We start from the raw sequence: 21709 nt of genomic DNA on the forward strand, positions 1-21709 counted from the left end.
ACCATGCCACGATTTAGTTATCTGCTATTAATTTGCCTCATGTTTACTGCTTGTAAAGCCAGCTCGCCCCATGCCAAGGAAAGGACTATGCCTGATTTACCCGATGTACACGCAAAACTTGCTTTTAGCTGTGTTTATGAAAAAGATCATTTACCAGAACTGCCCAAAGAAGCAGATACGCTGTTCCTTTATGCCCGCTGGCTACAAAAGAATAACCTATTAAAACAAGACACCAAGGTTTATCCTGAGATTGCCCGCCTATACCGTATTGCCGCTGCTAATGGACACTACAAAGCCAATATAAATTTACAAAATGGCATGACCGATGGCAGTCTGGAAGGATCAATTATTGAAGTCCTAGATTTAAATGATCAATTAGTAAAAGAAAATATCCCTACTGGCTTTTACAATATTGGCTATTACATCGAGCATGGCTATGGCTACGATGAAAACCCTGAATTGGCACTAAAATACTTCCGAAAATCTGCCGATATGGGAAGCCCCGCAGGTCAATTTTATGTAGGTGAAAAATTAGATCCTGCTGATATGGCACCAGAGGTTGCAGAAAAAATGTTCCAGTGTGCTGCAGAGCAGGGGCATGGTGAAGCGGCTATTTCAGTTGCGATTGGCTATAAAACATTAAAAAAGAAGTACCCAGAGGCTCTTGTTTCTTTTCAACTTGGAGTGAAAGCAGGGCATGAGACAGCAGCTTCATTTCTCGAAGGTGCGTTTCTCACCCCCTCCCCCAGTAATGAATTGGATTACCTCGCCTTAGAAAAAGACGAAGAACGCTCACGCCGCTATAAAGCAATTGGCGCTGTACTAGGCCGCTATTCTTACCTCAAGCCGACAGTAGAAGAAATTGACGATATTGTGCCCTTGCCACCAGCTAAATTGCCACCTTGGGACGGCTCTTTAAAATGGCTAAAAATGCATGAAGCGAACATTGCACCTGCTAAGCCCAGTGATGAACTGATCGCCAAACTGGCTAAAGCCAAGGGGCTGGATCCTGCATCGGGCATGCCGCTGGCCCTGCTTAAAAAAACGGAAGTTGTCCCTCCAGCTCCAGCCGCCATCACTACGCCAAGCCGCGTCGCCCTTGGCACCCTCTGTCACAACGGCTTACCTTGCCCAGAGGCCGGTCTGTGGGTTGGCTATTTTGAAGGGCAAAAATATAGCCACCTGCTCAGCAAAGGCCAGCTTATGCCCACCATTCCAGCATCAATTCCCCGCAGCAATAAACTGGCCCAATGGCTAAAAGGCCCTGAAAAAATGGAGCTGGCTATGGAATGGCAATTGGAAAAATATACGGATGCATGATTTTGTTTGGAAGGCGAGAGTCAATAAAATGTCTGCGCATATTTATTGCTTCGTCTTGTTTGCTGCCCTTGCACTCACGGCCTGCGGCAATGATTTTAAGGATAGAAAATTGGATAGTCTGGATAATATTAAAGCCAAGCTGGCATTTACTTGCGCTTATGAAAAAGATCATTTACCTGACTTACCTGCAGAGGCAGATATCTTATTTAAATACGCCCGATTTTTAGAGAAATACAATACCCAAAAGCAAGATGAAGGTGTGTTTGCAGAAATAGAACGCCTCTATCGCATTGCAACCGCCAACGGCCATTACAAAGCCAGTATTAATTTACAAAACGGCATGATGCGCCGTTATTTACACGGCAGCTCCACCGAAATGGCCGACTGGGCAGAAGAGCTGATCAAGGCCAATATCCCTGCGGGCTACTTCCTAATGGGCCTCTATATCAAAAATGGCAGTGCAGGGATTAAAAAAGACCCTGAGCTGGCTTTACGCTATTTCCGTAAGGCTGCTGACTTGGGTAATCCAGATGCACAATATTATGTCGGAGATAAGTTAGCACCGATTGATATCGCGCCAGATGTAGCTCGTCAAATGCACCAATGTGCTGCGGATCAGGGGCATGGGGAGGCGGCAATGGATTTAGGCTTCAACTTCCAATTGACGGGAAATTTTGTTGCGTCTGCCAAGGCTTTTCAACTAGGTATTATTGCCGGCAATTCCACTACAGCATCTTTTCTGAGAGATGCATTTAAAGCCCCGTCCCCTGATGATCCATTAAACTATTTAGCGCTTGAAAAAGATGATGAACGATCATCACGATATGAAAAAATATGGCGGATGTTAGCAAACTATTCCTTTGCTAATCCCAAAGTCCCCGAACTAGACCAAATAGTACCCTTGCCACCGGCTAAGCTGCCTAAATGGGATGGCACATTCCAATGGCTTAAAGAATACCAAGCTAAAGTCGCCCCTGAAAAACCAAGCGATGAACTGATCGCTAAATTGGCTAAAGCCAAGGGGCTAGACCCTGCATCGGGCATGCCGCTGGCCCAGCTTAAAAAAGCAGAAGTTGCCCCTCTAGCTCCAGCCTCCATCACTACGCCAAGCCGCGTCGCCCTTGGCACTCTTTGCCACAACGGCTTACCTTGTCCAGAGGCCGGTCTGTGGGTTGGCTATTTTGAAGGGCAAAAATATAGCCACCTGCTCAGCAAAGGCCAGCTTATGCCCACCATTCCAGCATCAATTCCCCGCAGCAATAAACTAGCCCAATGGCTAAAAGGCCCAGAAAAAATGGAACTGGCTATGGAATGGAAATTGGAAAAATATACGGATGCATGATTTATTATGGAGAGCGAGAGTCAATAAAATGCCTGCGCGTATTTATTGCTTCGTCTTGTTTGCTACCCTTGCACTCACGGCCTGCGGCAATGATTTTAAGGATAGAAAATTGGATAGTCTGGATAATATTAAAGCCAAGCTGGCATTTACGTGTGCTTACGAAAAAGACCATTTACCCGCCTTGCCTGCCGAGGCAGATATCTTATTTAAATACGCCCGATTTTTAGAAAAATATAATACCCAGAAACAAGATGCAGGCGTATTTGCAGAAATTGAACGGCTTTATCGTATTGCCACGGCCAACGGCCATTACAAAGCCAGTATTAATTTACAAAACGGCATGATGCGCCGTTATTTACACGGCAGCTCCACCGAAATGGCCGACTGGGCAGAAGAGCTGATCAAAGCCAATATCCCTGCGGGCTATTTCCTAATGGGCCTCTATATCAAAAATGGCAGTGCAGGGATTAAAAAAGACCCTGAGCTGGCTTTACGCTATTTCCGTAAGGCTGCTGACTTGGGTAATCCAGATGCACAATATTATGTCGGAGATAAGTTAGCACCGATTGATATCGCGCCAGATGTAGCTCGTCAAATGCACCAATGTGCTGCGGATCAGGGGCATGGGGAGGCGGCGACAGACTTAGGTATAGATATGAAGTTTTCGAAAAGTTATCCTGAGTCTGTTAAAGCCTTTCAGACAGGGGTCACTGCAGGACATGAAATCTCAGCATTGGCTTTAGAAGAAGCTTTTAAAGGCCCTTCCGCAGCAGATGATCACACTTATTTAGGACTTGAAAAAGACGATGAACGTGCAAAACGCTACAAAACTATCGGCGCGATGTTGAGCGCTTATTCTTTTGCTAATCCTAAAGTCCCCGAACTAGAGCAAATCGTACCCTTGCCACCGGCTAAGCTGCCTAAATGGGATGGCACATTCCAATGGCTTAAAGAATACCAAGCTAAAGTCGCCCCTGAAAAACCGAGTGATGAGCTGATCGCCAAATTGGCTAAAGCCAAGGGGCTAGACCCTGCATCGGGTATGCCGCTGGCCCTGCTTAAAAAGGCTGAAGTTGCCCCTCCAGCCCCAGCCGTCGTTGCATCCCCAAGCCGCGTTGCCCTTGGCACCCTCTGCCACAATGGCTTACCTTGCCCAGAGGCCGGTCTGTGGGGTGGCTATTTTGAAGGGCAGAGATATAGCCACCTGCTCAACAAAGGCCAGCTTATGCCCACCATTCCAGCATCAATTCCCCGCAGCAATAAACTAGCCCAATGGCTAAAAGGCCCTGAAAAAATGGAGCTGGCGATGGAATGGCAATTGGAAAAATATACGGATGCATGATTTATTATGGAGAGCGAGAGTCAATAAAATGCCTGCGCGTATTTATTGCTTCGTCTTGTTTGCTGCCCTTGCACTCACTGCCTGCGGCAATGATTTTAAGGATAGAAAATTGGATAGTCTGGATAATATTAAAGCCAAGCTGGCATTTACTTGCGCTTATGAAAAAGATCATTTACCTGACTTACCTGCAGAGGCAGATATCTTATTTAAATACGCCCGATTTTTAGAGAAATACAATACCCAAAAACAAGATGAAGGTGTGTTTGCAGAAATTGAACGCCTTTACCGAATTGCTACGGCCAATGGCCATTATAAAGCCAGTATTAATTTACAAAACGGTATGATGCGCCGCTATTTACACGGCAGCTCCACCGAAATGGCCGACTGGGCAGAAGAACTAATTAAAGCTAATATCCCTGCTGGCTACTTCCTAATGGGGCTCTATATCAAAAATGGCAGCGCGGGGATTAAAAAAGATCCTGATCTAGCTTTGCGCTACTTCCGCAAAGCCGCTGATTTAGGCAACCCAGATGCTCAGTATTATGTTGGGGATAAGCTGGCCCCAATTGATATTGCGCCGGATGTGGCTCGCCAAATGAGACAGTGTGCTGCGGAACAGGGGCATGGAGAAGCGGCTATAGACTTAGGTATTAACCTGCAAGGCAACAAGCTCTTTCCTGAGGCACTTAAAGCGTTTCAGCTCGGAGTGTTAGCAGGAAATGATATATCTGCATTAAATTTAGAAAATGCATTTAAAGCCCCCCCCCCTAATGACCCACTATATCATTTAGCTCTTGAAAAAGACGATGAGCGGGCAAAACGCTATAAAGCCATTGGCGATATGTTGACCGCTTATGACTTTGCAAAGCCCAAAGTCCCCGAACTCGATCAAATCGTGCCATTGCCACCGGCCAAACTGCCCAAGTGGGATGGCACATTCCAATGGCTGAAGGAATACCAGGCTAAAGTTGCTCCTGAAAAACCAAGCGATGAACTGATCGCTAAATTGGCTAAAGCCAAGGGGCTAGACCCTGCATCGGGCATGCCGCTGGCCCAGCTTAAAAAAGCAGAAGTTGCCCCTCTAGCTCCAGCCTCCATCACTACGCCAAGCCGCGTCGCCCTTGGCACTCTTTGCCACAACGGCTTACCTTGTCCAGAGGCCGGTCTGTGGGTTGGCTATTTTGAAGGGCAAAAATATAGCCACCTGCTCAGCAAAGGCCAGCTTATGCCCACCATTCCAGCATCAATTCCCCGCAGCAATAAACTGACCCAATGGCTAAAAGGCCCAGAAAAAATGGAGCTGGCTATGGAATGGCAATTGGAAAAATATACGGATGCATGATTTCTTATGGAAGGCGAGAGTCAATAAAATGCCTGCGCGTATTTATTGCTTCGTCTTGTTTGCTACCCTTGCACTCACGGCCTGCGGCAATGATTTTAAGGATAGAAAATTGGATAGTCTGGATAATATTAAAGCCAAGCTGGCATTTACTTGCGCTTATGAAAAAGATCATTTACCTGACTTACCTGCAGAGGCAGATATCTTATTTAAATACGCCCGATTTTTAGAAAAATATAATACCCAAAAACAAGATGAAGGTGTGTTTGCAGAAATTGAACGCCTTTACCGAATTGCTACGGCCAATGGCCATTATAAAGCCAGTATTAATTTACAAAACGGTATGATGCGCCGCTATTTACACGGCAGCTCCACCGAAATGGCCGACTGGGCAGAAGAACTAATTAAAGCTAATATCCCTGCTGGCTACTTCCTAATGGGGCTCTATATCAAAAATGGCAGCGCGGGGATTAAAAAAGATCCTGAGCTGGCTTTGCGCTATTTCCGCAAGGCGGCTGATTTAGGCAACCCAGATGCACAATATTATGTTGGGGACAAACTGGCCCCTATTGATATTGCACCAGATGTCGCCCGTCAAATGCGACAGTGTGCTGCGGAGCAGGGGCATGGGAAAGCTGCTACAGATTTAGGTATTAACTTGAAAGGTAACGGGGTATTTCCGGGGGCACTTAAAGCTTTTCAGCTTGGTGTGTTGGCAGGAAATGACATATCTGCATCAACATTAGAAAATGCCTTTAATGCCCCCCCCCCCTGATGACCCATTGGATTATCTAGCCCTTGAAAAAGACGATGAGCGCGCAAAGCGCTATAAAGCCATTGGCGATATGTTGACCGCTTATGACTTTGCAAAGCCCAAAGTCCCCGAACTAGACCAAATAGTACCCTTGCCACCGGCTAAGCTGCCTAAATGGGATGGCACATTCCAATGGCTTAAAGAATACCAAGCTAAAGTCGCCCCTGAAAAACCGAGTAATGAGCTGATCGCCAAACTGGCTAAAGCCAAGGGCCTAGACCCCGCATCGGGCATGCCACTGGCCCTGCTTAAAAAGGCTGAAGTTGCCCCTCCCGCCCCAGCCATCGTTGCATCCCCAAGCCGCATTGCCCTTGGCACCCTCTGCCACAACGGCTTACCTTGCCCAGAGGCCGGTCTGTGGGTTGGCTATTTTGAAGGGCAAAAATATAGCCACCTGCTCAGCAAAGGCCAGCTTATGCCCACCATTCCAGCATCAATTCCCCGCAGCAATAAACTGGCCCAATGGCTAAAAGGCCCAGAAAAAATGGAACTGGCTATGGAATGGCAATTGGAAAAATATACCGATGCATGATTTATTATGGAAGGCGAGAGTCAATAAAATACCTGCGCGTATTTATTGCTTAATCCTGTTTTCTACCCTTGCACTCACGGCCTGCGGCAATGATTTTAAGGATAGAAAATTGGATAGTCTGGATTATGTCAGATAAAAATAGCCCACCAGTATAAGCGGGCCATTTTTTAACTCAAAGAATTAACGGCCCATTTCTTTTAAATACTCGCTACGCGCAGCAATCGCGGTGTCAGCAAAATCACTGAATACGCCGTCTAATCCCAAGCGGAAGAAGGCTTTGTATTCAGCTTTTGGATCGTTTTTAAAGTCTGCCGGAATGCGGCGCTTTTCATTGCGGAAGGTATAAGCGTGTACAAACAAGCCTGCCTTATGCGCATCGCTAATCAAGCTTGTTGGAGCCATGCTGGTGGCATCGGCGTAATTAACTTTACCGTCGCCATTTAAATCCAGCTGCTTGCCATCTGCGCCAAACGTACCTTTGACGGGGATAATATAAGGCTTCCATGGGCCGATGCCATCGGCGTAGGTTTTGATTTCTGCAAGGCCCGCTGGGGTTACCATTTCGCTAAAGAAACGGCTAGTCTGCCCTGCCAAAGTCCAATCATAAGGGCGATCAGACGGCAATGCGTAAGTCAGCTTACCAGTTTTCATATCCACATCATCGGCATCAATTAGCTGAATCAGCTTGGTATTCAAACCTTTAGCCTTCAGGTATTTAAGGCTGCTTGGTTCAAAGCTTTGCACAAACACCGGTGCTGTTTTGCTATTCCAGCCGGCCTTATTCAAGATTTCAATCAGCTTATCTTCAAGAGGCAAACCCAAGGCTCGGTGGTAGCTTGGGTTTTTGGTTTCAGGATAAACCGCAACCGTGCGTGTAGCGCTTGATTTTGCTTTGGCCAAATCAATAATTTCTTGGAAAGTAACGATCTTATATTTGCCGTTAAATTCTTGCGGGCGCTCTGCGTCAGTGGAAATACCCCCCAAAGTTTTAATTTCTTTTAAGGTGAAATCACTTGCAAACCAGCCTGTTTGCTCTTCGCCATCCACTAATCTGGTTTTTTTGCGATCGGCAAACTCAGGGTGTGTAGCCACATCGGTGCTGGTGCCAAGATTGGGATCATGGCGAGCAATCAATTCACCATCCTTAGTGGAAATTAAATCAGGCTCAATTGCATCAGCCCCCAGCTCAATTGCCTTAACATAAGCCTCGTAGGTTTCTTCTGGCAAATAACCTGAAGCACCACGATGCGCTACAACCAAAGGCTGCTGACCATCCAGCGTTAATAACGCAGGCTTAGTGGACTCTGGCGTGGTGACATCATCACCACTACAAGCGCTCAGCGCCAATGCAATACTACAAACTAGGATTGAAGGCTTAAACATGGCATTGGTCTGCATAAAAGGATAAAACCCCTATTTTAGAAAAATTACATTACCCAAATAAGTCACTCACATGACATCTAGATGAATTTCCATAGCCTACGTTTCATAATACCTGCAATCAATTCGTCACATGCACAAGGCATGCTACCTATCTTATTCAATCAACATCGCGGCTATGGTCACAAATTTGGGTGCAAGCTATGGGTCCGATCACAGTGGAATAATTTGTGGCTATCTATTTTTGCCAGGCTTGCCCGGCCAGCAAATTGAATCGGCTCAAATCAAACAATGGCTGGCCACACCTTTTGAGCCCACATCGGAGGAGTTTTTATGGTTGCATTTCAATCTATCTAATACCGCCGCAGAGAAATGGCTAAAAGCCAATTTAACGCTACCAGAGCAGTTTTTTGAGGCATTACACGAAGGCTCTCAATCTACCCGTATTGAATACGCCGAACATGCCTTAATTGGCGTGGTGAATGATGTGCTATTTGATTTTGCCTTTAATCCATCCGATACCGCCACACTGTGGATGAGTGCTGATCGGCATGTATTAATTAGCGCCCGCAGTAAGCCATTACGCTCTATTGATAAGCTTCGGGCACAGGTTCGCGCTGGAGAGTTGTATCGATCACCCATTGATTTAATGGTAAATCTATTACGTGATCAGGCCGATGTATTAAGCCAAATCGTGCGTGAAGCCATTACTAAAGTCGATAAGGAAGAAGATAAACTACTCACCAATCGGCCCAATATTAAGCTGGCCGATTTAGGCGCATTACGCCGCGTTTTAGTCAGGCTTTGCCGCCTACTCGCCCCAGAGCCTGCCGCCTTATTCCGGCTATTAAACCGGCCCCCAGAATGGATAAGCGCGCACGATATTCAAGATTTACGCCAATCTACCGAAGAATTTTCCGCCGTTTTAAGCGATATCTCAGCGCTAGTAGAGCGCATCAAGCTATTACAAGAAGAAGTGGCCGCCAAAGTAAACGAGCAAACTAATCGCAGTATTTATATTCTTACCGTGGTCACGGTTTTAGCCTTACCCGTGAATATCATTGCCGGTTTTATGGGCATGAATGTGGGGGGGATTCCACTGGCGCAACACCCTCATGGCTTCTGGATTATTCTGGGGTTTACCTTTGTTTTTCTAGCACTCGCAGCGGCTTGGGCGTTTCGAAAAAGAGATTAAACCATCAGAATCCACCGGTTAATGAAGGCAGATTATTCTCGCCAATCAAAGGGGGCAACACCTTTAGCACTGCGCTGACGCGGGCGCTGGTGTACACACCCTTAGCCGCTTGCTGGGCTTCGATTACCGTATGGCCTGCCCCAACTAAAGTCACTTCGCCGGTGCTTTCTTCAACCATTGCTACTTCAGGGTGGCTACTGGTATAGCGCAGCGGGCCTTGGCTATTGCTTTGAGGAGGACTAATTATAAATGGCTCATCGCCCAGTATTTTGCTATCTAATTCAAAACCAGCCAGCGTTGCCGCAGGCAAAACGGCTCGTTGCTGCGGGCTAAACTCAACATCCAGCGCGTTTAATCCAGCCAGCTGATCAAGCGACAAAGCCATCAGTTGAGCGGGGCTAAGCATCAGCACCAAGGGTGGTGCCAAACCGGCCAGTTGCTCAATGCTAAGCGTGGGCAGCGCGGAAAACACCGCCAGCTGCACCGGTAATAAAGCACCGAGATGCAATGGGCTGAGCACCCGCAGTTGCTCAGCATTAAACAGCGCTAGCTCGCTGGCAGGCACACGGGAAAATTGCTGCGGAGACATATTTTGTACGCCGGTTGGCGTTGGAAAATTTAATCGTCTGGCCGAAACCAGCTCGATCGCGCCACCCAACTCAGGCTTTGCTTTTTTCAATACCACTTCAATTTGCAATATCGCGCCATCACTTTGCTGCACGTCAAAAATATAGGTACCCGCTTGCCTGAAATTCCTGAGCATCAGCCTTAAAGCGCCATCATTGATTAACCACAATATATTGTCTGATGAATTAGCTAGCAGCACAGTTGCGGTTTGCAGGGAAATAACCGCTTCAATCGGCATTAGCAAACGTAATTGAATAAACTGACGATTACTTGCATCAATATATAAACCCGATTTATCCCCAGCTTGAGCAGAATAACTTTGCTCTGGCGCAGACAGTGTGGGCAAATAGCCAGGACGTTTAGTCAGCTCTTTTAACACGGATGGCAAGGGCTTTGCTTCCAACCCATACTGCATGCATGAGGTGTTTTTAACACCACCACCGCTCAGTGGAATGGCATAACGCAGTACAACGCTGCCATTTTCTTGCTCAAGCGCACGGCTGGCATTGAGGCTCCATGCATCGTTGGCAATCCTAACATTAAATAAATGGCTGTTTTCGCCGCCATTATAAGCGCCGGTTAGACGCAGGCAATTGCTAAAGTATTGGCTGTATTGTACTAAAGTGCTACGGGCTGTTTCACCAAAAGACATGCCCCTCAGCTCTTTTTCACGCTGGTAGGCTAAGCCAAAATCCAGCTTGCCATTATGAATAGGCGAAAGGCTTAGATTGTAAATGGCCCCCTGCCGCTTGCCTGTCGCCATTCGGGAATCAAAATACATCCCACCTGTGTTCTCTGAGGCAATAGATTCGTTTTCTAGTTTTGGATCTGCGGCATATACCGTAACCCCCAGCTCAGAAAAAAAGCTGCCATAACTGCTACCTTTTTTAAGGCTCAGTAGATAATTATTCTGCCGCATTCTTGGCGAGTTGAAAGCAGTATCTAATTCATTTTGCGCTTGCTGCTGCCCAGCAGATAGCCGCAAGCGTAAGTGATCTGGCGCACTAAATACCCCCGTTAACAAGGCATTTTGAAAGCGCTCGCTTACTTCAAAATTTGCCCCAAGCGCAAAGTAATCACTTAAGGCAAAGCCAGCATCAAAATTAAATGCCGTTTTATTACTTGCCGAATAATCTACCGAAGCAATCAATTGCTCCGTTGCCGTCTCAAACCCCAAGCTCGCCCCATCGTACGCCCAGTTAATTTTTCCCAGCGCCCTATCCTGCGATTCTGGCAAATCAGGCAATGCTCCTTCAGCAGCGTGCAATAGCGTGCTGCTGAATAAGCTCAGGACAATGATTTTTTGATAGGTGAGGGAGAAATCCACGAGCGCCTAAACCGATGCTTCAAGATGGGTACAACATAAGCATTCCGCGCTGGGTTGTCATGGTAAAAGTACAAGGCCGCCACAAACTAGCGGCCATGCAGGTCGTCCTCACGCCATCTGTAGTTTCCCCATGCCTAACGTTTCGGTGGTTTTTATTGGCTCACCCAGCAAGTGTTTAACAATCCTCGCGGGATTGCCGGTGACCACACAAAACGCCGGTACATCTTCGCTCACCACCGCCTGTGTGCCCACCACCGCGCCTTCACCAATGGTTACACCTTTAAGAATAGTTGCCCCAGCACCTATCCACGCGCCATTGCCAATTCGCACCGGAGCAGAGCGGATTCGGCTGGCCTCGCCCGCTTGGCCTCGGCCTAATAAAGGGTGACCACTGCTATCCATAATGGTGACCATAGGCCCAAAAATAACGTCATTACCGATCTCTACTTTTTGATAAGCCAAAATAGCTACGCCCTGCAAAACCACGCGATCACCAATCTGAATCTGCCCAACTGGCCCGTCATTAATTTGCACCGTGCTTAATTTCACCGGCTGATTATGAAACGCTGGGATATTTCCAGATTCGATATAGCACTGGCTACCAATGCTGATGCTGCCAGCAAACAATGCCGCATCTATTTCGCTTTCAATCAGGCCCGCATCTAATAACTCAGCATCAATAACGCGGGTATAAGCAAGCCTAGGTGTGCCAGAAAAAAAACTACTTAAGCCAATATTGACCTGATGCGCAAGCAAGCGCTTTGGCACATCCTGCGCAGGGCTTCCGGCCAGCTCCGGCGGGATAAGATAGATGTTCTGATATTGGCAAGGCATATCATGCCTCCTCAGTTTCAAGAGCTAAGGCGCGCTTAGATTTTTGTACTGTGTGATCACGGTATATTTTGATCACTTTATTTAATGAATACTTAGCGTCATTCAAATCTTTGCCATAAAAGCTGGTCGACCATAAATGATATTTTTTATGGATGCGCAATGCCGCGATTTCCGATTGATCTTTTTGATCGTCCACTTCTTTCTTATGTGGCCAGTGGAAAGACACAGCCTCTCTTTCCATGGAAAACTGATTATTATTCAGATGTAAACGCACACCTAAATCAACGTCTTCACCACCCCAGCTATTAAATGATTCATCAAATAAACCCGCTTTTAATAGCTGCTCACGCTCTGCCGAGGCGTGGCAAGTCCAAAAAATATCAAATGGAGCAGGCCAGTTGCTGATGTTTTCACCCAGCTCATCATATTGCTGCTGGCGCACATCGTGGGCCCCCATCTCTGCCAAGCGGCGAATGGTTGCATCAGGCGTATGAGAATCTATTTGCGCAGACATCTCGGCCAACAGGCTGTTATCCACCTCAAAGCCATAAACATAACCAATAATTACCACCGGAAACTCTGATTGACTATGCACATTGGCATGTACTTCTAAGGTTTTACTGCCCAATAAAACGCCGGTATCAATAAAGACAATGTATTTGCCTTCCGCAATGGACGTGCCAATATTGCGCGCCTTACCTGCCCGAAAGCCTTTGTCTTCCTGCCAGAAGTATTTGATATTAAGCCGCTCAGCAAACGATTGCACCAGCTGCTCGCTGGCGTCTGTGCTGCCATCATCTACAACAATCACCTCAAACAGCTGCTTATCCAACGTTTGTAGCGCCAAAGATTCTAGGGTATAGCGCAAAAGATCGGCTCGATTGTAAGTGGGAATCACAACACTGATCTGCAAATTAGACATGGTATTTCCTTTGACTTTAATTAATCGAAACCCAGCCTGAGCAGCTACTCAATCGAGCTCTGGCATGTAGTTTTTTTGGTGAGTAGTGCTGATGCGATGCTGCGCCCACCTTTCACGCAATAGAATTTAATCCCCATATTTCTTATAAAATGCTAAATTATTTGTAAGTTTTTGTAGTATAAACACTTTATATTGCTTTCGCATAACTGTAAACGAAATGAGTATGTAGTTTTACAACGCAATATATTGTAGTAATTTTTGTATTTACTACATCACTCCTAGAATAGGGCGTGTCAGTGCAGGTAAACCCAACCCAGGCTTACACGCAGCAGGTTTAGCCGACCAGGGATGGTGTCTAAAGCAAACAGAATAGAGTGTGGCGCGAATACATCAATACGCAGGGGCAAACCGAGGGGAGGCTGAAACTACAGCAAAACCAAAGAATCAAATTAGACTTTGCTATCAAGAACCTTGGCCAAAAGTTTAATCAAAAAATCTTTCATCGCTAGCACGCGCTGACTGGCTTTTAAATCGCGGTGATAAACCAGCCACAGCTCGCGTGACGGAACCACCGAAGGGGCATCCAGCTTAACCAGCATGTCATCAATATCACCGACATATTCAGGCAGAAGCGTAATTCCAAGCCCACACCTCACCGCAACATACTGAGTATGCAGCGTATTGCCTTTAATTAAAGGGGCTCGATTTTGGGTAATTTGCTTTAGCCATTTCACCATTGGCAAATAAGCCCAGCAATCACTTAATTCAATAATTGGCAGCGTTTTCCAAGGGTCTTGCTCAGCGCTTAGATCAGCAAGCAAAGACTTCTGGCAGTACGGTGCAAAATGTACATAACCAACAAAATGCGTAATGTAATCTTGGTTATTATCAACCACAATTGAATCGCCATAGCGCAATGCCACATCTGCCTCACGCCGCGCCAGATTAGCAGGCAGGGCGCCGACTAATAATTCAACCTGCATTTTGGGATATAAAGCCAGAAACTCTGGCATATGCGGCATGATTAAATAACTGGCCAACGATTCAGCCGCAGCAAGACGAATTAAGCCGCTGACTTCGTCTACCGACTGCAATTGATCGCCATTTCTTTCTACGGTGAGCATGGCGTTTTCAACTTCAGTGACCCGCATCAGAATGCTCGTCCCCTGATCCGTCAGCAGATAGCCGGTTTGCTGGCGTAAAAACAGCTTAACCCCCAAGCGGTTTTCCAAAGCTGAAATATGACGCGAAACGGTTGATGCGCTACCACCCAGCTTTAGCGCAGCCGCGCTTAAGCCGCCTTCCCGAGCCACCGCCAGAAAATACTTTAAATCATTCCAGTCCAAATCAGTATTTTTCATTTTTAGAAAACCGTTTTCCATTCACTGCTAAATACATAGCAAGGATCAACAACAATAATGACGGCAATTTCCAGCCAAAGCAGTACATACCATGCCACATTTACTAACTTATATAAAACTAACCCTGACGGTTTTCTTCTGGGGTGCAGTATTTCATATTGGTAAATATGCGGTGCAATTTTTATCGCCCATGGTCATTGGCAGCTGGAGATTTATATTGGCAGGGCTGATGCTGTTTATCTTTGTTTCATTACGCGAAAAATGGGATATAAACGCATTACGCGCCAATTACCGCCCATTATTAGCGATGTCCGTCATCGGCATTATGGGGGTTAATTTTTCATTATTTTATGGATTAAAATTAACCTCAGCGATCAATGCTGGGTTGATTATGGCGCTTAGCCCCATCCTTACGGCCGTACTTACCGCTTATTTTCAAAAAGAATCACTCCACCGCCAACAATTACTCGCTATGTTGCTGAGTTTTTTTGGAGTAGTGATTGTAATCAGCGGCGGCTCACTTCAGGCCATTCTTGATTTACATTTTGCACTGGGAGATGCCCTCGTTTTTATTGCCAGCTTTAGCTGGGCTTTATATTCGGCAATTCCAAAACGTTTTGTTCACGGTGTTTCACCTCTGCATATTACAACCGTCACCATTATGGCTGGCGCAGCGTTAATGACGGCATTTGCAGCCAGCATTAGTCAGGATTTTTATACTTTACCAGATTGGAATGTCGCACTCGCGATTGGCATAATGGCATTCTTTTGCACCGTACTGGCTTTTGTTTGGTGGAACGAAGGTTTACGTAAAATTGGCCCTGCCCAAGGCGCTATTTTTATGAATCTAGCCCCTATTTTTGCCACGCTAATTTCTATTGCGCTTGGCCAGTCACCCAGCCTACCGCAGTTTATTGGCATGATTTTAATTATCAGCGGCGTTGTTTATAACTCACGCAAACCAGCCGCAGCCAACACACCCAAATTGTTTGTCCGCGCTAGTACCGCTTAATTCATCGACTGGCTCAGCCTTGCTTGCAAGCGCGGTACTACAAATTGCAGAAAAGCTTCGTATTTTTTTGGCATGGGCTGCCGATAAGGAAATACCAAAAAGTATGGCTTAGGGGTCGCCAACCATTCAGGTAATACGCTCTGAATTAACCCTTGGCGCACATAAGGTGCGGCCACAATATTATCCAAAAGCCCCACGCCGTAACCCGCCTCTACCGCGCTGGCAATCGCACCAAAAGTATTGCAGATCAGCGTGGGCTGCAGCGCCACCCGCACAATTTCACCCGATTTCTCTAGCTGCCAGCCTAACTGCTCATGCACGCCTTCGTGGCAAAATACCCTGTGCAGACGCAAATCACAGGGGTGCGTTAATTTAGCCGCCCTTTGCAAATACACCGGAGAGGCATACAGGCGTTTTTGCGTTACTCCCAGTGGCCTTGCCACCATGGCTTCATCGATCACCTGCCGTGAATGCAGGCAAAAATCAATACCACTGGCAGCCATCTCTTCTAGCTTACATTGCGCCGTCATTTGCACCTGCAAACTAGGATAGTGGATGGCAAACTCGGCCAAAATTGGCGCTAAAACATACTGGCCAATCCCGCTAGGGCTGCTAATAAATAACGGCCCAGCTAACTGATCTTGCATCCCCGCAATTTCTGGCTTTAAACCCGCCATCAAGGCCCTGATTTGCGCGGCGCGCATGGCCAAACGTTGGCCAGCTTCGGTCAAGGTCACCCGCCTAGTGGTTCTTAGCACCAGCACCGCGCCTAAATCCACTTCTAGCCGTTTAATGCTCTGACTGACATAACTCTTGGCACAATCCAGCTCATCCGCCGCCGCAGTAAAACTGCCCAATCTAGCAAGGGCATCAAAAACCAGTAAAGCGTCGGACGAGGGCATTGTTTTCATAGGAGAACAGTTTGTCTAGTTAGCGTGGGTTTATCCAGATAATGAATCAAAATACACTCCAATTACAAATTTAAAAAGCAAATTGGAGATATTATGAAAGTCATTATCAGCAAACCACTAGATAGCCCATTGGCATTCTGTGATACCCGCCTCGGCAGAGAAGAATTTAGCCATGAGCCAGAAAATGACGAACAACTTGAGCTACGCCTGCATAAAGTAGCAAATATTGCGGCGGCAAGGCTTGAAGAGTGGAGATGGCGATGTAGGGAGCGATGTTAAGCATGCCAACCTCAATTAGGAGCAGGCCATGATCATTAGAACGGCAACAGATTTAAGCGACGTTTGCATGCTTGCAGATGAAATAGCTACAACGCACCACCAACACCGCCCAGAAATATTTGCGCCTGCTCCAGGCCAGATTCGGGACAAAGCGCAATGGTCATCCTGTATTACAGCTGAAAATGGGGCTATGTTTATTGCAGAAATCTCAGGACAAATTGCAGGATTCGTAACGGTTCAAATCGGCAATACCCACGCAATCTCATTTTTGCAGCCCCGAATTATTTGCAGAATTGGCACCATCGTCGTTGCACAAACCCAGCAAAGACAGGGCCTAGGCAGGGAATTACTCTCCCATGTAGAGAAATGGGCGGCCAGCAAACATGCCAATGAAGTACGCTTAGAAGTATTTAAATTTAATCCGCAGGCGATTGAATTTTATGCAGCGCAAAATTTCTTAGCGCAATCTCAAATCATGACTAAACAGCTAAATTATGAGTAAAGCCATGCGATATTGAGCAGGCGGCTCATCATGCCATTCTAGGGCGTTAATAAAGCCAAGCGTTTTTTGCTTGGCGGCATTACGCCGCATGGCTTGGCAAACAAGGTGCAATACGTCTAAATAAAGCCTCAGACTTATTGCCCCCTAACGTTTGTAAATGAAATGGCCTTAACTTGATGCATATTATGGATACAAAACATGCCCACCCCACCGCTTGATTACGCAGTAAAAAACCGCTCTTGCATCTCATCCAGCCCCAGCTCCGCCAATACTGCGGCCAAGCGCTCTGCCGGTTTGCGCCGTGGTAGATTTTTGTACTGGGCAATAATCAGCTCGTTTTTCATCGAATGTTCCCACCCCACCAGCTCGGTTACCGTCACCTGATAGCCGTGCGCTTCTAGTTGCAAGCAGCGCAATACATTGGTGATCTGGCTGCCAAATTCGCGGGTATGGATAGGGTGACGCCATATTTCTGAAAGCGGGTTTTTTAAAGATTGTGATTTATTTTTACGCAGCACGGTTGCCACTTCGGCTTGGCAGCAGGGCACCAGCACCATAAATTTGGCTTTTTTCTTCAGCGCAAAAGCGATCGCATCGTCAGTTGCGGTATTGCAGGCGTGCAATGCCGTGACCACATCAATGGTTTCTGGCAATAAAGCCGAATGAGTCGACTCTGCCACCGATAAATTCAAGAAAGACATGCCAGGAAAAGCCAAGCGTTGCGCCAGCTCTTGCGATTTTTTTACCAGCTCGTCACGCGTCTCAATGCCATAAATATGACCTGAGCTTGGCTTATCTTTAAAGAACAGATCGTAAAGAATAAAACCTAAATAAGACTTACCCGCACCGTGGTCAACCAAGGTGACCTCGGGATGATCAGCCTGTACTTCTTTGAGCAGCGGCTCAATAAATTGATAGAGGTGATAAACCTGCTTCAATTTACGGCGGCTATCTTGGTTGAGCTTGCCGTCACGCGTCAGGATATGCAGCTCTTTTAAAAGCTCAATCGACTGGCCGGGCTTGATTTCGTGATGTTCTGTCATGGTGTTGTCCAAAAGCTGTGCTTGCAGCAAGGCGCAATTCTACCCGCTCCCAAGCAATCCAGACGGCCAAAATAATGCCTTTTCAATGATTTGACACAAATTCTAGCCGCTTCATACCTCACCTCCTGCCTTACTTTTAACGATATAAAACATAAAATGAAAGCAACCACTCAGAAGAGAGTAATAGCAACTATTAAATGTACGTGCTAAAAATAATATGCCTGTAAGTTACAAAGTAATGCCATCAATCCAGCCTTAAATAGAGCACATCAATTTATATGTTATTGAACGATGTAACAGCACAGCCTTCAGATAAAGGCTCTATGGCAATTCACCATTTTTAATGTTCATTAAGCTCAAAATAATTCTTACATACTAAAGGAAACAAAGATGAGATCACTGCCATTTATTCGCCCAGCCGCCATTGCCCTGATGTTGGCCTGCTCACTTAGCTACGCCTCCGACGATCACAGCGACACGATAAAAACTGAGCGTTATGCTGTCGGCAAAACCATGAGTAAGTCCATTCAAGCCGGTATAACCCCCGATGCCGCGCTAGAAATCCTGAAAAACGGCAACATCCGTTTTGCTGCCGGAAAATCAATCAAACGTGATTATAAAAAACAAGTAATGCAAACCGGCTTGGGCCAATATCCCTTTGCCAGCGTGGTCTCGTGCATCGATTCGCGCTCAGCACCTGAGCTGGTTTTTAACCAAGGAATTGGCGATTTATTTGTTGCTCGGGTGGCGGGTAATGTGATTAACGAAGATATTTTGGGCAGCTTAGAATACGCAGCCAAAGCCGCCGGATCAAAAGTGATTGTGGTGCTTGGGCACAGCCAGTGCGGTGCCATTAAAGGCGCATGCGATGCCGTGCAATTGGGCAATCTCACTGGCTTGCTAGACAAAATCAAGCCCGCAGTAGACGCCACCAAAACGGCAGGCGAACGCAGCTCTAAAAACCATGAATTTGTTCAAGATGTAGCGCATGAAAATGTACAAAACAGCGTGCAAAAAATTCGTGACATGAGCCCGCTGCTCAAAGAAATGGAAGAGCAAGGAAAAATCAAAATTGTAGGTGCAATGTATGACGTAGGTACAGGCAAAGTGGATTGGTAATACGGTTATCTCATTGATTTAAAAGACACGGGAAAGCCACTTCGTGGCTCCCCGTTGTTATTTTCTCCCTGAGTAGCAAAAAAAACGCATAGATTTAGCAACTCTGTTTACCTACCGTTCAGAGTCAGAATTTACATATCCTTATGAAAAACAAGCATTTTTTTGATAAGGGAGGGCTAAATCTGCGACAATGCGCGATTAGTATTGCTCATCAAAGCCATGAATCCCGCTCCTACTGCTATTTCTGTTCTGCCCGCAGGTGTTTTCCCCCGCAAACCCGCCCCTTTTCTCCCTATGAGCCGTGCCGAAATGGACGTACTCGGCTGGGATGAGTGCGACGTTATTCTAGTAACGGGTGACGCTTATATCGATCACCCCAGCTTTGGGATGGCGCTGATTGGCCGCCTACTAGAAGCGCAGGGACTGCGGATCGGAATTATCTGCCAGCCAGACTGGTTATCTGCTGACGAATTTAAAGTGCTGGGTAAGCCAAGGCTGTTTTTTGGTGTGACTGCGGGCAATATGGATTCGATGATTAACCGCTACACCGCGGATAAAAAACCCCGCTCAGACGATGCGTATACCGCGGGTGGCATGGGCGGCAAGCGGCCTGATCGTGCGGTAACCGTGTATTCGCAGCGCTGCCGCGAAGCTTATCCCGGAGTGCAGATTATGATTGGCGGGATTGAAGCCAGCTTGCGCCGGATTGCTCAGTACGATTACTGGAGCGATAAAGTTCGCCAATCAGCGCTGATTTATTCGAAAGCCGATATTCTTTTATTTGGTAATGCCGAACGCGCCTTGGTCGAAGTCGCTCAGCGCTCTGCTGCGGGCGAAAAGCTCAAAGATATGCGGGATATTCGCGGCACGGCCTTTATGAGCCCACAGGGCTGGTTGCCAGAAGGCTGGGTGGAGCTGGATTCCACCACCGTCGACACCCCAGGCCGCGTCGATAAGCATATCGATCCTTATGAAATGCTGCCGGAAAAAACCGAAAAAGACATCACCCCGCCAAGCGACACCAAGGCCATCCGCCTGATCAGCAAGGCCGAGCGCATCGCCGCCAAGCAAGCCGATCGCCAGCACACCGTAATCCGTATTCCGGCTTATGAAGCCGTGGCTTTTGATCCGGTGCTGTACGCCCACGCCAGTCGTACCCTGCATTTAGAATCTAACCCAGGCAACGCCCGGGCAATGGTGCAGCAGCATGGCTCGCGCGATGTATGGATTAACCCGCCGCCGATTCCACTGACTACACCAGAAATGGATTATATTTTTGGCCAGTATTACGCTCGTAACCCGCATCCAGCCTATGGTAAAGCGCATATTCCAGCATGGGAAATGATTCGTTTCTCCATCAACATTATGCGTGGCTGTTTTGGCGGCTGTACTTTCTGCTCGATTACCGAACATGAAGGGCGGATTATCCAAAGCCGCTCAGAAGAATCGATCCTGCAAGAAATCGTCGATATCCGCGATAAAACCAAGGGCTTTACTGGGCAGATTTCCGATCTTGGCGGCCCTACGGCCAATATGTATCGCCTATCGTGCAAAGATCCAAAAATTGAATCGTCCTGTAGACGCTTAAGCTGCGTTTATCCTGGTATTTGCGAAAACCTCAACACCGACCATGCGCCACTGATTCAGCTGTATAAAAAAGCCCGCAAAATTGAAGGCGTGAAGCGCATCACCATTGGCTCGGGCGTGCGTTACGATATCGCGGTGGAATCGCCTGAATATGTAAAAGAACTCGCGACTCACCATGTATCGGGCTATTTAAAAATTGCTCCAGAGCACACCGAAGAAGGCCCTTTATCTAAGATGATGAAGCCCGGCATCGGCACTTTTGAGCGCTTTCGCGAGATGTTTGATTATTACTCCGAGCAAGCCGGTAAAAAACAGAGCCTGATTCCTTACTTTATTGCCGCCCACCCCGGCACCAGCGATGAAGATATGCTCAACCTTGCCCTCTGGCTAAAGAAAAACGACTTCCAGCCCGATCAAGTGCAGGCCTTTACCCCCACGCCAATGGCGATGGCCACCACCATGTGGCACACCCGCCGTAACCCGCTTAGAAAGCTGGCGAGAAGCTCAGAGAAAGTGGATGTGATTCGCGATGGCCATCGCCGCAAGGTTCACAAGGCTTTCTTGCGCTATCACGATTCAGATAACTGGCCTATCCTGCGCGAAGCATTAATCGCCATGGGCCGCGCAGATCTAATCGGTAACACGCCTAAGCATTTGATCCCCGCTCAACAGCCCGGCGAGAAATTTGTGCACGAAAAAAACACTGTCATGGTGCGCCGCACAGATAAGCCCAAAGGCAAAAAAACCTTCGGCAGAAGCCGTGATGCGGCGGCTCAGGGTTCTAAAAAATAAGCTGATAAAAAAATGTAGGGTGGGCACGCTTTTGTGCCCACGCGTACAACGATGTGGATACGCGTGGGGAAGATATAACGCTTTGCAGACGCGTGGGCACGGGTGCCCACGCTACGGTTTTATTGGGGG

19 protein-coding genes are annotated in these 21709 nt (G+C 47.1%); 12 read left to right on the forward strand and 7 right to left on the reverse strand.

Features of this window, described 5'->3' with window-relative positions; all coding sequences use genetic code 11:
- Positions 1 to 87 precede the first annotated feature (87 nt).
- From R6242_RS06460 to R6242_RS06485, 6 genes are read left to right on the forward strand one after another with little or no spacing between them, the layout of a single operon-like run.
- Complete coding sequence (locus R6242_RS06460) at positions 88 to 1320, forward strand: sel1 repeat family protein (protein ID WP_318425244.1); 1233 nt, start codon at positions 88 to 90, stop codon at positions 1318 to 1320.
- A 28-nt stretch (positions 1321 to 1348) separates the two neighbouring features.
- Positions 1349 to 2662 carry a sel1 repeat family protein gene (locus tag R6242_RS06465; protein ID WP_318425247.1) on the forward strand — a complete coding sequence of 438 codons (1314 nt, stop codon included), beginning with the start codon at positions 1349 to 1351 and terminating at the stop codon, positions 2660 to 2662.
- Between the two features lie 28 nt (positions 2663 to 2690).
- Positions 2691 to 4004 (forward strand): sel1 repeat family protein, encoded by a 1314-nt coding sequence (locus R6242_RS06470; protein WP_318425250.1) that lies wholly within the window; start codon positions 2691 to 2693, stop codon positions 4002 to 4004.
- Positions 4005 to 4032: 28 nt separating this feature from the next.
- Positions 4033 to 5346 carry a sel1 repeat family protein gene (locus R6242_RS06475; protein WP_318425252.1) on the forward strand — a complete coding sequence of 438 codons (1314 nt, stop codon included), beginning with the start codon at positions 4033 to 4035 and terminating at the stop codon, positions 5344 to 5346.
- 28 nt (positions 5347 to 5374) lie between these two features.
- Entirely contained in the window at positions 5375 to 6118 is a 744-nt protein-coding gene (locus R6242_RS06480) for a tetratricopeptide repeat protein (RefSeq protein WP_318425254.1), read from the forward strand.
- Positions 6102 to 6689: a DUF6396 domain-containing protein gene (locus R6242_RS06485; protein WP_318425257.1), complete on the forward strand. Its 588-nt coding sequence runs from the start codon at positions 6102 to 6104 to the stop codon at positions 6687 to 6689. Before R6242_RS06480 ends, R6242_RS06485 begins: the two co-directional genes overlap by 17 nt.
- Before the next feature lie 180 nt (positions 6690 to 6869).
- Here the strand turns inward: R6242_RS06485 and R6242_RS06490 are convergent, their stop codons facing one another.
- Complete coding sequence (locus R6242_RS06490) at positions 6870 to 8072, reverse strand: glycerophosphodiester phosphodiesterase (protein WP_318425260.1); 1203 nt, start codon at positions 8070 to 8072, stop codon at positions 6870 to 6872.
- Positions 8073 to 8313: 241 nt separating this feature from the next.
- On the opposite strand from R6242_RS06490, the gene R6242_RS06495 reads away from it, so the two are divergent.
- Positions 8314 to 9264, forward strand: coding sequence for a transporter (locus tag R6242_RS06495; protein WP_318425262.1), 951 nt, complete (start codon positions 8314 to 8316; stop codon positions 9262 to 9264).
- 4 nt (positions 9265 to 9268) lie between these two features.
- Here the strand turns inward: R6242_RS06495 and R6242_RS06500 are convergent, their stop codons facing one another.
- From R6242_RS06500 to R6242_RS06515, 4 genes are all read right to left on the reverse strand, one after another.
- Positions 9269 to 11218 carry a hypothetical protein gene (locus R6242_RS06500; protein WP_318425265.1) on the reverse strand — a complete coding sequence of 650 codons (1950 nt, stop codon included), beginning with the start codon at positions 11216 to 11218 and terminating at the stop codon, positions 9269 to 9271.
- 108 nt (positions 11219 to 11326) lie between these two features.
- Positions 11327 to 12052: an acyltransferase gene (locus tag R6242_RS06505; RefSeq protein ID WP_318425268.1), complete on the reverse strand. Its 726-nt coding sequence runs from the start codon at positions 12050 to 12052 to the stop codon at positions 11327 to 11329.
- Between the two features lies 1 nt (position 12053).
- Positions 12054 to 12974, reverse strand: a complete 921-nt coding sequence (locus R6242_RS06510) for a glycosyltransferase (RefSeq protein WP_318425271.1) — start codon at positions 12972 to 12974, stop codon at positions 12054 to 12056.
- 449 nt (positions 12975 to 13423) lie between these two features.
- Positions 13424 to 14335 (reverse strand): LysR family transcriptional regulator, encoded by a 912-nt coding sequence (locus R6242_RS06515; RefSeq protein ID WP_318425274.1) that lies wholly within the window; start codon positions 14333 to 14335, stop codon positions 13424 to 13426.
- A gap of 91 nt (positions 14336 to 14426) precedes the next feature.
- On the opposite strand from R6242_RS06515, the gene R6242_RS06520 reads away from it, so the two are divergent.
- Positions 14427 to 15347, forward strand: coding sequence for a DMT family transporter (locus R6242_RS06520; RefSeq protein WP_318425277.1), 921 nt, complete (start codon positions 14427 to 14429; stop codon positions 15345 to 15347).
- Here the strand turns inward: R6242_RS06520 and R6242_RS06525 are convergent.
- Positions 15344 to 16258: a LysR family transcriptional regulator gene (locus R6242_RS06525; protein ID WP_318425280.1), complete on the reverse strand. Its 915-nt coding sequence runs from the start codon at positions 16256 to 16258 to the stop codon at positions 15344 to 15346. The genes R6242_RS06520 and R6242_RS06525 overlap by 4 nt on opposite strands.
- 93 nt (positions 16259 to 16351) lie before the next feature.
- Here R6242_RS06525 and R6242_RS06530 point away from each other — a divergent pair, with 93 nt between their 5' ends.
- Both R6242_RS06530 and R6242_RS06535 read left to right on the forward strand, forming a co-directional pair.
- Positions 16352 to 16537: a hypothetical protein gene (locus R6242_RS06530; protein ID WP_318425283.1), complete on the forward strand. Its 186-nt coding sequence runs from the start codon at positions 16352 to 16354 to the stop codon at positions 16535 to 16537.
- 28 nt (positions 16538 to 16565) lie between these two features.
- Positions 16566 to 17039 carry a GNAT family N-acetyltransferase gene (locus tag R6242_RS06535; RefSeq protein ID WP_318425285.1) on the forward strand — a complete coding sequence of 158 codons (474 nt, stop codon included), beginning with the start codon at positions 16566 to 16568 and terminating at the stop codon, positions 17037 to 17039.
- A gap of 218 nt (positions 17040 to 17257) precedes the next feature.
- On the opposite strand, the gene R6242_RS06540 is transcribed toward R6242_RS06535, so the two are convergent.
- Positions 17258 to 18082 carry an SAM-dependent methyltransferase gene (locus tag R6242_RS06540; RefSeq protein WP_318425287.1) on the reverse strand — a complete coding sequence of 275 codons (825 nt, stop codon included), beginning with the start codon at positions 18080 to 18082 and terminating at the stop codon, positions 17258 to 17260.
- Positions 18083 to 18472: 390 nt separating this feature from the next.
- On the opposite strand from R6242_RS06540, the gene R6242_RS06545 reads away from it, so the two are divergent.
- Both R6242_RS06545 and R6242_RS06550 read left to right on the forward strand, forming a co-directional pair.
- Positions 18473 to 19201, forward strand: coding sequence for a carbonic anhydrase family protein (locus R6242_RS06545; protein ID WP_318425290.1), 729 nt, complete (start codon positions 18473 to 18475; stop codon positions 19199 to 19201).
- A gap of 219 nt (positions 19202 to 19420) precedes the next feature.
- Positions 19421 to 21580, forward strand: a complete 2160-nt coding sequence (locus R6242_RS06550) for a YgiQ family radical SAM protein (protein WP_318425293.1) — start codon at positions 19421 to 19423, stop codon at positions 21578 to 21580.
- The last annotated feature ends 129 nt before the right edge of the window (positions 21581 to 21709 follow it).

It is taken from the genome of Iodobacter sp. CM08, assembly GCF_033446605.1.
GTDB lineage: Bacteria > Pseudomonadota > Gammaproteobacteria > Burkholderiales > Chitinibacteraceae > Iodobacter.

Coding starts and splice junctions, on each gene's coding strand:
- R6242_RS06460 (WP_318425244.1), top strand. CDS start 88: ATGCCTGATTTACCCGATGTACACGCAAAACTTGCTTTTAGCTGTGTT.
- R6242_RS06465 (WP_318425247.1), top strand. CDS start 1,349: ATGTCTGCGCATATTTATTGCTTCGTCTTGTTTGCTGCCCTTGCACTC.
- R6242_RS06470 (WP_318425250.1), top strand. CDS start 2,691: ATGCCTGCGCGTATTTATTGCTTCGTCTTGTTTGCTACCCTTGCACTC.
- R6242_RS06475 (WP_318425252.1), top strand. CDS start 4,033: ATGCCTGCGCGTATTTATTGCTTCGTCTTGTTTGCTGCCCTTGCACTC.
- R6242_RS06480 (WP_318425254.1), top strand. CDS start 5,375: ATGCCTGCGCGTATTTATTGCTTCGTCTTGTTTGCTACCCTTGCACTC.
- R6242_RS06485 (WP_318425257.1), top strand. CDS start 6,102: ATGCCCCCCCCCCCTGATGACCCATTGGATTATCTAGCCCTTGAAAAA.
- R6242_RS06490 (WP_318425260.1), bottom strand. CDS start 8,072: ATGTTTAAGCCTTCAATCCTAGTTTGTAGTATTGCATTGGCGCTGAGC.
- R6242_RS06505 (WP_318425268.1), bottom strand. CDS start 12,052: ATGCCTTGCCAATATCAGAACATCTATCTTATCCCGCCGGAGCTGGCC.
- R6242_RS06510 (WP_318425271.1), bottom strand. CDS start 12,974: ATGTCTAATTTGCAGATCAGTGTTGTGATTCCCACTTACAATCGAGCC.
- R6242_RS06515 (WP_318425274.1), bottom strand. CDS start 14,335: ATGAAAAATACTGATTTGGACTGGAATGATTTAAAGTATTTTCTGGCG.
- R6242_RS06520 (WP_318425277.1), top strand. CDS start 14,427: ATGCCACATTTACTAACTTATATAAAACTAACCCTGACGGTTTTCTTC.
- R6242_RS06525 (WP_318425280.1), bottom strand. CDS start 16,258: ATGAAAACAATGCCCTCGTCCGACGCTTTACTGGTTTTTGATGCCCTT.
- R6242_RS06530 (WP_318425283.1), top strand. CDS start 16,352: ATGAAAGTCATTATCAGCAAACCACTAGATAGCCCATTGGCATTCTGT.
- R6242_RS06535 (WP_318425285.1), top strand. CDS start 16,566: ATGATCATTAGAACGGCAACAGATTTAAGCGACGTTTGCATGCTTGCA.
- R6242_RS06540 (WP_318425287.1), bottom strand. CDS start 18,082: ATGACAGAACATCACGAAATCAAGCCCGGCCAGTCGATTGAGCTTTTA.
- R6242_RS06545 (WP_318425290.1), top strand. CDS start 18,473: ATGAGATCACTGCCATTTATTCGCCCAGCCGCCATTGCCCTGATGTTG.
- R6242_RS06550 (WP_318425293.1), top strand. CDS start 19,421: ATGAATCCCGCTCCTACTGCTATTTCTGTTCTGCCCGCAGGTGTTTTC.